Below are 2,025 nucleotides of genomic sequence, written 5' to 3'. Positions count from 1 at the left end.
TCACAGGCGGTGTGTTCGGTAGCAACTACCAGGATGTGTTCGCATTCATCGTGCTGATCATCGTGCTGGTGTTCCGTCCGTCCGGGCTGCTTGGCGAACGTGTGGCAGATCGGGCTTGAACGCAAAAGAGGAGACACCCGAATGACTTCTATCCAACGAATCGAATCTTCAACGACCTTTGAGGCTCAGAAGAGTCCCGCAAGCAGGCTGATTGTGGGTGTAATGACTGCAGTACTTGTCGTCGCCGCTCCGATGCTCATCGGGGCTGCTGGGGGCAACTACTGGGTTCGCGTGCTCGACTTCGCAATGCTGTACGTGATGCTCGCGCTGGGCCTGAATGTGGTGGTCGGTTTTGCCGGTCTGCTGGATCTCGGCTATATCGCCTTCTATGCAGTGGGTGCTTATACGGCCGCGCTGTTGAGCTCGCCGCACCTGTCGACACAGTTCGAATGGCTCGCGCATCTCGCTCCTGGCGGCCTGCATGTCCCGTTCCTGATCATCGCTCCGATCGCGATGGCGCTCGCCGCGTTTTTTGGGGTGCTGCTCGGTGCGCCGACGCTTCGTCTGCGTGGTGACTACCTGGCGATCGTGACGTTGGGCTTCGGCGAAATCGTGCGGATTTTCATGAACAACCTCGACCGCCCGGTGAACATCACAAACGGCCCCAAGGGGATCACGGACATCGATCCAGTTCACGTCGGCAATTTCAGTCTTGCACAGTCACACAACTTCCTGGGTGTCGAATTCCCTTCCGTTTATCTCTATTACTACGCGTTCGTCCTGTGCGCATTGTTCGTGATCTGGGTCTGTACACGCCTGCAGCACTCGCGTATCGGCCGGGCGTGGGCCGCGATCCGCGAAGACGAAATCGCCGCGAAGGCGATGGGCATCAATACGCGTGACGTGAAGCTGCTGGCGTTTGCCATGGGCGCATCGTTTGGCGGCTTGTCCGGCGCGATGTTCGGCGCGTTCCAGGGTTTTGTGTCGCCGGAGTCGTTCACGCTGCCCGAATCGATCGTGGTACTTGCATGCGTTGTGCTCGGCGGCCTCGGTCATATTCCGGGTGTCATTCTCGGCGCTGTCATGCTGGCGGTCCTTCCTGAAGTGCTCCGAACGACGATAGGCCCCCTGCAGCACGCGATTTTTGGCCACGAAATCGTCGACACGGAGGTGATCCGTCAGCTCGTGTATGCACTCGCGATGGTGCTGATCATGCTGTACCGCTCGGAAGGCCTGTGGCCATCGCCGAAGCACGAAGACAAGATTGCGAAACTGGCGAAGCGCAGCGGCAAGAAGCCGGTGCGTGCCTGAAGGCATGGACCAGAGTAAGTGCTTTGCATGGGACCAGAGTAAGAGCTTTGCATGGGACCAGAGTAAGCGCTGAAGCGCCAACTCTGGTCGACAGCTGAAGCGCCAACTCTGGTCGACAGCTAAAGCGCTAACTCTGGTCGACAGGAGAAAAAGACATGAGCGACAACGTAAGCAACACCATGGGCAACGGCGCGGGTAGCGATCAGATCCGCCTGTCGGTGAAAGGCGTCAACAAGCGCTTCGGCGGCCTGCAGGCACTGTCCGAGGTTGGCCTGCAAATCCGCGCGGGCGAGATTTACGGTCTGATCGGCCCGAACGGCGCCGGCAAGACGACCTTCTTCAACGTGATCACCGGTCTGTACACACCGGATTCAGGCGAATTCAAGCTCGACGGCATGGAGTACACGCCGACGGCCGTCTATCAGGTGGCGAAGGCGGGCATCGCCCGTACGTTCCAGAACATTCGCCTGTTCGGCGGCATGACCGCGCTCGAAAACGTGATGGTCGGCCGGCATGTGCGCACCAAACACGGCCTGCTCGGCGCGGTGTTCCAGACGCCGCCCGAACGCAAGGAAGAGCGCGAAATCAAGGAACGCGCGATCGAACTGCTGGAGTATGTCGGCATCGTGCAGTACGCGGACTACACGTCGCGCAATCTGTCGTACGGTCACCAGCGTCGTCTGGAGATCGCACGCGCGTTGGCAACGGATCCGA

At 59.6% G+C, this 2,025-nt stretch carries 2 protein-coding genes and 1 pseudogene; all 3 read left to right on the top strand.

Features of this window, described 5'->3' with window-relative positions:
• Nucleotides 1-119, top strand: a pseudogene (locus BN2475_RS35525) (branched-chain amino acid ABC transporter permease); the annotation flags it as partial.
• Between the two features lie 22 nt (nucleotides 120-141).
• The gene (locus tag BN2475_RS14815) at nucleotides 142-1,311 is read left to right on the top strand and encodes an ABC transporter permease subunit (RefSeq protein WP_094780266.1); all 1,170 of its coding nucleotides are present in this window, start codon (nucleotides 142-144) and stop codon (nucleotides 1,309-1,311) included.
• Nucleotides 1,312-1,466: 155 nt separating this feature from the next.
• On the top strand, nucleotides 1,467-2,025 hold a 559-nt coding region (locus BN2475_RS14810; protein WP_094780372.1), incomplete at its 3' end, for an ABC transporter ATP-binding protein.

This window comes from Paraburkholderia ribeironis, from assembly GCF_900019265.1.
GTDB lineage: Bacteria > Pseudomonadota > Gammaproteobacteria > Burkholderiales > Burkholderiaceae > Paraburkholderia > Paraburkholderia ribeironis.
Note: the sequence above shows the minus strand (reverse complement) of the source record. Positions and strands in the feature narration are given on the sequence as shown.